The 6089-nt window shown below is 40.8% G+C and carries 4 protein-coding genes; all 4 read right to left on the bottom strand.

Going from position 1 to position 6089, the window contains the following annotated elements; all coding sequences use genetic code 11:
• Nucleotides 1-1610 precede the first annotated feature (1610 nt).
• Genes AC6I5C_RS17590 through AC6I5C_RS17575 form a run of 4 tightly spaced genes read right to left on the bottom strand, consistent with a single transcriptional unit; the run spans nucleotide 1611 to nucleotide 5786 of the window.
• Complete coding sequence (locus tag AC6I5C_RS17590) at nucleotides 1611-2933, bottom strand: glycosyltransferase family 2 protein (RefSeq protein ID WP_497906311.1); 1323 nt, start codon at nucleotides 2931-2933, stop codon at nucleotides 1611-1613.
• Nucleotide 2934: 1 nt separating this feature from the next.
• Nucleotides 2935-3765 carry an FkbM family methyltransferase gene (locus tag AC6I5C_RS17585; protein WP_497906310.1) on the bottom strand — a complete coding sequence of 277 codons (831 nt, stop codon included), beginning with the start codon at nucleotides 3763-3765 and terminating at the stop codon, nucleotides 2935-2937.
• Nucleotides 3766-3798: 33 nt separating this feature from the next.
• On the bottom strand, nucleotides 3799-4524 hold the full coding sequence (locus AC6I5C_RS17580) for a class I SAM-dependent methyltransferase (protein ID WP_497906309.1): 726 nt from the start codon (nucleotides 4522-4524) through the stop codon (nucleotides 3799-3801).
• Between the two features lie 44 nt (nucleotides 4525-4568).
• The gene (locus AC6I5C_RS17575) at nucleotides 4569-5786 is read right to left on the bottom strand and encodes a glycosyltransferase family 4 protein (RefSeq protein WP_497906308.1); all 1218 of its coding nucleotides are present in this window, start codon (nucleotides 5784-5786) and stop codon (nucleotides 4569-4571) included.
• Between the last annotated feature and the right edge of the window lie 303 nt (nucleotides 5787-6089).

Below are 6089 nucleotides of genomic sequence, written 5' to 3'. Positions count from 1 at the left end.
GCCTTTTTTTGGGTTTTTGGAAAATATTTTGAAGAAAGGAATTTAGAGGACTGGAATTGAAGTGTTTGGGTGTGGAAATATTTTACGGCTTATAGGAAATAGCGTGTTGAGCCTTCCTTATATGCATATTCATGCTCCTATTATATATAATGTATACAACGGGCATAAATCCCAAATATCCCTTTGTCATATATATAAAGGATAGTCCAAAACAAAAAAGACATGCTCAAGTCATGTCTTTTTCTCTATTTATAAATCCAAACCAGCTATGAAAACAAGTTCCTCATCGAAAGTGAACCAATATAGGTAAAGTAAGTCCACTATGTCACCCTGAGCAAGCCTTTCCCGAGCATCACCGAAGAATCCAAGAGAACCACCCACCAATTCTTAAGTCTTACTTCTTGGTTCTTTCCCCTTTGTTCCAAGATTATTCATTCTTAATTTTTCACTATTCATTACTCTGTCACCCTGAGCTCAGCCTGCCCTGAGCATAGCCGAAGGGTCGAAGGGTAGAAAGTCCCCCGCTCCCTACTTTCTTTTGTCTTTAGTCTTTGTTCTATTATCTTTACTCTTCAATACATCACCCTAAGCAAGCCTGCCCTGAGCATAGCTGAAGGGTCGAAGGGAGAAGGGGCGAAGCACCAAAGTAAACCACTCACCACTTCCTTAAGTCTTGATTCTTTACTCTTGAAGTCTTGATTCTTTACTCTTGAAGTCTTGATTCTTTACTCTTGCTTCTTTGTTCTATAATCTTTACTCTATCCAAAACGCCGCCCTAAGCAATCGTGTACTTAGCATCACCGAAGATCGAAGAACACTATTCATTATCCACTACTCTGTCGCCCTAAGCAAGCCTGCCCTGAGCATAGCTGAAGGGTCGAAGGGCTCACTTCGTCATCCTGAGCTTGTCGAAGGACACTACCCTCCTCCAAAAACAAGAAAGCCCTTCCGAACACTAATCAACCTCTATAAAATGAATACCGGAAAGGCTTTTTTGAAGATACTGCTATTAACTGGTACTAAGGTAGCTATAAAAAAGTGTCACACAAGATATTACACAATTAGTTATACACATGATTTTCAACATCTTACACCCAAACTTATAAACACCTTATACACGCTCTTATCAACAAATCAGGATTTACCCTACAACAAATAGTTCATACAAAGTAAAATACCTACAAATGACACTCCACTACTATCGGGCAAATAGTCATCATGAGCAAGCCTGCCCTGAGCCTGTCGAAGAGTCGAAGGACTCACTACTCACTACTACATTCAGTCTTGCTTCTTGATTCTTTCTTCTTTGTTCAAAGATTATTCATTCTTAATTTTTCATTATTAACTCCTTTGTCACCTTGAGCTTGCCGAAGGATCAACCACTCGAAACCCTCAGCCCTCTAAATTCTCTACAAACCTCTTCGTCACTTCAAGTGATTTTATGAAACGTAGTGGAATAAAATTGTATCGAGAAAACCGGCCTACCCACTACTCCGTCACCCTGAGCAAGCCTGCCCTGAGCCTGTCGAAGGGTCGAAGGACTCACTACTCACTACTACATTTAGTCTTGATTCTTTGCTCTTTATTCTTCATTTTTAATTTTTAATTCTTCATTCTAAATCCCCAATCATCGGCCCCTCCTCCAACTTTCGACTCGCCAAATACCATGAACGCCACACTTGATAGCAAACCAGTGGCAACAAAAGAATACTAACAAAAAGCCCTATCACCAATAACACTTTATGTCGTTTAAATTGATAAGGAAAGATCGACATGGGTACTGTTCGCATTAAAGCCAATCGAGCTTTTTGACTACCATAATAACGTCTAAAATAATACAGAACACTAGGAATAGGCCTCGGAGCAAAAAAATTGGTTGGCCTAAAGGCATCCCAGCTCCCTAATTCCCGTAAGCCTCCAACCCCCGCCTTAACATCAACACAACTGGCAAAAGGATTCGAAACACTTCTCACACCTGCTAGATAAACCCTACAACCAAACTCACCATCTCCCATACGCTGTTTCTCAAATTGCCGATCAAACAACCCAACATCTTCAAAAACCCTTCGATACAACATAGCATTTCCGGTTGCAAACTGACTGGACACAGAAAAATAAGACCTATCTTTCGGAATCTGCTGTCCCTCTGGATGGAAAACTCCTGCAGACACATCCGCATCAAAAAAATCCAAACAACGTAAATGACACTCCAGCCAATTCGGCGCAACCCGCACATCATCTTCAGATAAGGCAATCAACGTACCCATAGCCTTTTGTATAGCCGTATTACGGGCCAACCACAAGGCCTTTTCTTCTTGACGCACCAATTGAATATCCAACTGGTATTGGGAATAAAAGTCCGCTTGAAAAACATCGGATTGATCTACCACAATCACTTCAAAATGAGGATAGGTCTGCTGCTCCAAATCTTTCAATATAGCTTCCAAATAGGCATAGCGGTTCAAAGTAGGGATCACCACACTAACAAAAGGTTGTTGCGCCACCAATGCCGACCTAAAACTGTCCCATTCAGAATAAATCAAAGGAGAGTAGGACACTCTAGAAACAGACCGCGTCTGAAACCAAGCTTTAAGCTCCCTCAAGGGATTTTTAAAAGAAAATAAACGCAATACAAGTACATACAACACCCAAGCTGGGTGAAAATACTTACGAATAAACCGATAGTCATCAACAATAGGGACTTCTTGAAACACTCTATAGGCATCTGAATTCCCGATATACCCTCGTTGAACAGCCTGCCAAGACAAATCGTAGGCCTGTGCTAATTCAGAAGAAAATCCTTCATCGGAGTCCAATTGTTCAATAATACACTTAGGTAATTCATCTGGCATTGGAAACACCGAAAGACCATTGCTTCTAAACAAACGAAAATAATGGGTAGGTTGTAAATAGTTAAGAAACGAAAACGGCATATTACAATTTTGGCAATTTAGCATTTTGAGAAACCCCAATTAAGTATTTCGGATAAGCCCTGTGCTTTGGCATCAATAACAAATGACATTTGCCTCTACTTTTGATGGTTTCGGCGTTGGTTAAAACAGAACCTGTTTTTAGATACCAAGCCTTATATTCCAGTTCCTCACACCAATCCAACATATATTGCCCCATACCTTCCATACCTATACCTTCAACAGTATGTAACTCTACAAAAAAATTACAGGCCGTTGCTTTAGCCATTTCTTTAGCACCTTCCATCACCAATGCCTCGGCACCTTCCACATCTATTTTCACCAAATCAGGAAAAACCTTATACAAATCAAACAAATAGTCCAAACTCACAGTTTGTACTTCCATACAACTATTGGTCAATGCTGCTGTTTTTGCATGAGAAGCATGCATACTTCCGGCAGCTCCTGAACCTACAGTATAAAATGTAACCGTCTCTTTCACCGAATTGCTCACAAAAGAAGATAAATAATGGACATGACTCCCCATTCCATTAACAATCAAATTAGTTGCCGCCTTTTGTAAAGCTAAAGGATTGGGATCAACCAAAAGAAGATATTTATTAGGATTCTCTATTAAAGCCAGAAGAGCCGTATAACCTATATTGCAACCAATATCAAAAATTGTATCATGATACTTAGCCAAATAAAACCACCAAGCATCATCTTGACCCTCTTTTGCTCTCAGTGTACCCGGCATCAATTTTAAGGGTTTACCACACAACAAAACCAATTGCAATCCCAAATTAGAGGCTTTCCAATGGCTTAAATTTGCTCGCAAACGCCTTATAATTCTCATATTCTATACACTTAAAAATATATTTATCTTATCCTATTTATAAACCACAGCTATTAAATGGGCTGTTTCCTCTGCATGGTCCTTCACCCCTATCGACTGAAAGCGATTCACAACATTAGAAAAAATAGAGGAAAGAGTACGTATAGGCTTTCGTAAGCTATAGCCTCGCAAGCCCTTTACCCGAAACCGGCCCGTTTTCACAGCATAATGTACATCAACGGTTTCAAAATAACGTTCTAATAATTGTCGTAATTCTTCTCGGGTATAATGTCTCACATGATCAGGGTTCTTATCTGGTCCTTCATTTTTAATATAATCACCATTAGGAGTCGTAAAATAAGCCCACCCCCCTGGTTTGATCACATTGGAAATATGCTTTACAAAAGCCTCATCTTCTTCTACATGTTCAATCACTTCCACACACACCACGGCATCATAACTATGCGCTGCCAAAGTAGATTGCGTCATATCCTGAATAACAATATCTGTAATATTACTACGCTGCGATTTGATAGAGTCTAAAATAGAATGGGTAAACCCCAAATTCAATGCTGCCTTGGTACCTGCCTCCTGAGGAACATCCAACAAAGTGACAGAAGCTGGCAAATTAATTGTATAAGGCGACTTTCTCCCTCCCACATCCAAAAGGGAAAGAGTATCTCCTCTTTTTAATAAACGTTTTAAATCCCGTCGCACGGTCACCAAATGAGTGGTCATCAAAGGGTAGGTCAACCAACGTTTAAATTCATAAAATGTCATAGACACATATTTTTTAAAATCAATAGCAATAAATCGAGACAATACTACAAATAAAATCCTACAAATGCCGCCTGCTGCTGTTCCAAATTAAACGTTTTACGTACCCGTGCCACAGCTGTCCTTCGAAGCTCCTGAGCTGCAAGCGCATCCATACCTGCAACCTGTTGTATTTGTGCCGCTAATAATAAGGGGGCTCGCTTTGGAACCACCCAGCCCGTTTCCCCGTGCAAAACATTTTCCGACAAACCTTCGGCATCAGATACTACACAAAGCAACCCCATAGCTTGAGCCTCCAAAACAGCATTACAAAACCCCTCCTGTATACTGTACTGCACATATACATCAGCAACCTCCAAATAGTCCTTAACCAAATCTGGAGACAAAGAGCCTACAAAGCTCACCGCTTCCCTAATTCCTAATTGATGGGCTGCAAAAACCAAACGCTCATACTCTGGCCCATCCCCTATAAGCGTATAATGAAAAGGAACACCGCGTTTTTTCAAGACTGCCATAGCCTCCAAAGTGTACTCCAACCCTTTTTTCCAATGTAAGCGGGCCACGGTAACAATTTGTAAAACTTTGGAAGCAACGGGTGCCTTGCCCCCAAAGCTCCCTGTGGAGTCCTTAAAAAATTGCACATCAATGGCTGGAGTTATAACATAAATAGCAGATTCAGGAATACCATACCCCATCAAATCCTGTTGCATCTCATGAGACAGTACATGGTAACGCACGTTGGTGTTGAACAATAAGGCATAGCAATCCGCATGTTTTAAAGGCGATAAATACAAATCAAATCCCCTAAAGCTCACCGCCATCTGTGCGCCCATGGCTTCGGCTACATGTTCACGTCCAACCGCCAACATCCCAAAACCAAAATGCAACCAATCCAATGGGTAACCAAACATAAACGCATTTTGCAAAAGCCGCTTCACACACAAACCCAACGAAAAACCTTGAGCCCGATCCAACTGAAAATGCCGAAAACTCACACGCGGACTCCCCAACAAAGCCCTAAAAAACACAAAAACACTCTGTACAAATACCTGGAATACGGAACCTTTAAAATTAGGGGCCGAAACCACATCACATCCCAAATCCTTGGACACCTTTTTCGAGCCTTCCACAATAAACAACACCACTTCAAACCCTTGCGCCTGCAGTCCAGTTATTTTATTTCGAAAAAAAGTCTCCGAATACCCAGGAGCCGAAGACAATACCAGTCCTATACGTTTTCTTTGCTTTATTGGTCCTGCCCCCATAAATATGATGTTTTAAACGCATCTACCATTACTATTCCTTATCATTCACACTTTTCTTTTTCTCCTTCCTCCTTCCTCTTTCCTCTCTATTCTCTATTCTCTATTCTTTGCATATCTTCACATACTCCATAATCCGCTTCACTTCCTACTCACCAATTCGTCATCATGAGTAAGCCTACCTTGAGCTCAGCCTGCCCTGAGCTTATCTAAGAATTGAAGGCCTCTCTACGCTCTACGTTCCACTCAATACTCAATACTCAATACTCAATACTCAATACTCAATACTCAATACTCAATACTCTA

It is taken from the genome of Mangrovimonas sp. sgz306409, from assembly GCF_059735265.1.
The sequence above is the reverse complement of the archived record's forward strand: the minus strand, read 5'-3'. Positions and strand labels throughout refer to the sequence as shown.